The 2,715-nt window shown below is 71.3% G+C and carries 3 protein-coding genes and 1 pseudogene; 2 read left to right on the top strand and 2 right to left on the bottom strand.

Annotation, left to right across the window (positions count from 1 at the left end):
- Window positions 1–355, bottom strand: a pseudogene (locus tag FV223_RS24655) (S1 RNA-binding domain-containing protein); the annotation flags it as partial.
- A gap of 795 nt (window positions 356–1,150) precedes the next feature.
- Here FV223_RS24655 and FV223_RS32490 point away from each other — a divergent pair.
- Both FV223_RS32490 and FV223_RS24650 read left to right on the top strand, forming a co-directional pair.
- Window positions 1,151–1,276, top strand: a complete 126-nt coding sequence (locus tag FV223_RS32490; protein WP_279593292.1) for a hypothetical protein — start codon at window positions 1,151–1,153, stop codon at window positions 1,274–1,276.
- 217 nt (window positions 1,277–1,493) lie between these two features.
- Entirely contained in the window at window positions 1,494–2,108 is a 615-nt protein-coding gene (locus FV223_RS24650) for a ParB-like protein (protein WP_147729431.1), read from the top strand.
- Window positions 2,109–2,124: 16 nt separating this feature from the next.
- Here FV223_RS24650 and FV223_RS24645 read toward each other — a convergent pair whose 3' ends face one another.
- Complete coding sequence (locus FV223_RS24645) at window positions 2,125–2,520, bottom strand: PRC-barrel domain-containing protein (protein WP_147729430.1); 396 nt, start codon at window positions 2,518–2,520, stop codon at window positions 2,125–2,127.
- Between the last annotated feature and the right edge of the window lie 195 nt (window positions 2,521–2,715).

The following is a 2,715-nucleotide window of genomic DNA, read 5'->3' as shown; positions in this document are numbered from 1 at the left end:
CGCGGCGGCCGTTGTTGCGCGGCGACTTGCGGCGGCGCTCCTCGCGCTCGCGGTGCTCCTCGGCGTCGCGGGCCTCGTCCTCGAGCAGCGCCTGCCGGTCGGCGAGCGGGATCTGGTAGTAGTCGGGGTGGATCTCCGAGAAGGCGAGGAAGCCGTGGCGGTTGCCGCCGTACTCGACGAAGGCGGCCTGGAGCGAGGGCTCCACGCGCGTCACCTTGGCAAGGTAGATGTTGCCGCGAAGCTGGCGCCGGTTGGCCGCCTCGAAGTCGAATTCCTCGACCCTAGAACCGTGAACCGTGACGACCCGGGTCTCTTCCGGATGCATCGCGTCGATGAGCATCTTGTTGTTGGCCATGACGAACTTTCGACATGGCGGCGGACGTCGCTCTCCTGGGCCCGTGTCCCGGTGGAGCCTCGCCCGGCCTGAAGGCCGTCAGGGAGAGGGCTCGCGCCGGCCTCGAAACCGAGGCCGCGGGGGCTGAACTGAAGGGATTGCCGTCAACCGCCGCTCGGCGCGCGCTTCCGCTGCGCCTGGGGTTGAACCTGATCGGGGGAACGGACGGATCGGCGCGACGCGCATCGCGCACGCTGACGGCACGGGCAACGGCAATCGATGCTGTGCCTCCGTCCATCTGTATTCCCGACCTCGCGAAAACCATCTCGACCGTCCCGTCATGCCGAGGCGGCCGCGAATTCCATGAAACTCATGCGCCGGGACGAGGCCCGTCGCGTGTGCAGATCCCCGGCCGTCCAGGGCCGCAGCGGCGGAGAAGCGTCGCCGCCGAGGGCGCGCCGTCGCCCGTTCGCGGGCGTCGGCGCACAAACGATCCCGTGAGGACCGGACAGGGCCTGCCATCATTACAGATCGTCGCAGGGCTTTGGCAAGGCCGAGCCGAAACGCCGCCGGAGCGGGCCCGGCGCGGCGCAGGTTTCAAAGCGGGCGGCGTGTTCGCGGCGGGCCCGGCGGCCCGCTCCGCCGGCCGCATGGTTCCGGGATCGAGCCCCTTAATCTCGCCGGCTTTGGAGCGCGTCCTGACGGCGTGGCCCCAGCGGCACCGCGGATGCGGCGCCCGGCCGGGGCCGCCGCGATGACGATTCTGCCGGACGACCCTCTCGGACGACCCCCTCGGATGGAGCGCGCGAGCCCTTGTTGAAAACCATTGCCCTGGTCGCCTCGGTCGCCGCCTTCCTCGCGGTCCGGGCCCTCGTGAAGTTCCTGCTGCTGCCGTTCCGCGCGCTTCGGCACCTGCGCAAGGACAGCCCGGTCTCGACCTGAGACTCGGCCCTGGCGGCGCGCATGCGCGTGCCGCGGGCAGCGCGACGGCATCGCTGAAATCAGCCGTTGCAAGGTTCGGCTGCGAGGCTCGGCTGCGAGGCCGCCGGCTGTCGCAACCGTGAACGGCGGGGTGCCGATCGCGCCTTCCCGCCGGCACCGGAATCATGACAGATCGCCGCGGGGGCCTCGAGAGCCCGGCCGTGGGAACACCGAATCGATGGCCATCCGAGAGCCGGTGCTGGCGCCCGTCCCGATCGCGGATCTGCGCCCGACGCAGATGACCGTGGGCTACCGGGAGGTCGCCGAGAAGCGCCGGCGCTGGCGCGACTACGACGAGGACAAGCGCGCCGCCTTCCTCGGGGCGCACATGGTGCCGACCCTGCTCGGGCCGAAGAAGCACCACTACGTCATCGACCACCACCACCTCTCCCGCGCCCTCATGGAGGAGGGCGTCGAGAGCGTTCTGGTCACCGTGGTCGCCGACCTGCACCACCTCGAGAAGGATGCGTTCTGGACGGTGTGCGACCACAAATCGTGGGTCCACCCCTACGATGCGGACGGCGTCCGCGTCGGGTTCAAGGAGATCCCGAAGACGATGGGGGATCTCGCCGACGACCCCTTCCGCAGCCTCGCCGGCGAGCTGCGCCGGGCCGGCGGCTTCGCCAAGGACACCACGCCGTTCAGCGAGTTCCTCTGGGCCGACTATCTCCGCCGCCACATCAAGCCCAAGCGGGTCGAGAACGACTTCTCGGCCGCGATCGAGGAGGCGATGGCCTTGGCCAAGGCGCCCGAGACCAACTACCTGCCGGGCTGGTGCGGGCCGACGACGTAGCCGGGCCGCGCCCGCGTCACAGGCCCCAGTACGGCGCCGCGTTGTAGTAGCGGTGGACCCGTTCCTCCCAGGCGCGGTCCTCGGCCGGATCGGTGCCCTCGGGCGAGCGCGGCGGCGCGTCGCGCAGCTGCGCCTCGGTGATGTCGACGACGTAGGCGTCGTGCTCGGGCGAGAAGCGCAGCACGCCCCAGGGCAGGGTGTGGAACCCCTCGCCGAGACCGAGGAACCCGCCGAAGCTCATCACCGCGTAGGCGACCTGGCCCGAGCGCTTGTCCAGCATCAAGCGCTCGATCCGCCCGACCTTGGTGCCGTCGGGGCGGCGCACGTCGGTGCCGACGACGCGGTCGTGGGCGATCAGGCTGCGGGGCTGCTCGTCGGGGTTCGCGGCCGGGATCTCGGGTGCGGGCGTCATGCGGCGGCCTCGGGCTCGGTGAGTGCGCCCGCGCTCGGCGGGCGCGGCACGGGTCTGCCCGAAAAACGCCCCGGCGGCGGGCGACGTTCCGATCCTCGACGCGCGACCGCCGGACCGGATACACAGACCCGCATGCACAAGCGCCGCCTCGCCGGCGGCGGCCGATCCGGCCTCCGTCGCTGCCATCGCGCTCAT

This window comes from Methylobacterium sp. WL116 (assembly GCF_008039455.1).
Classification (GTDB): domain Bacteria; phylum Pseudomonadota; class Alphaproteobacteria; order Rhizobiales; family Beijerinckiaceae; genus Methylobacterium.
Note: the sequence above shows the minus strand (reverse complement) of the source record. Positions and strands in the feature narration are given on the sequence as shown.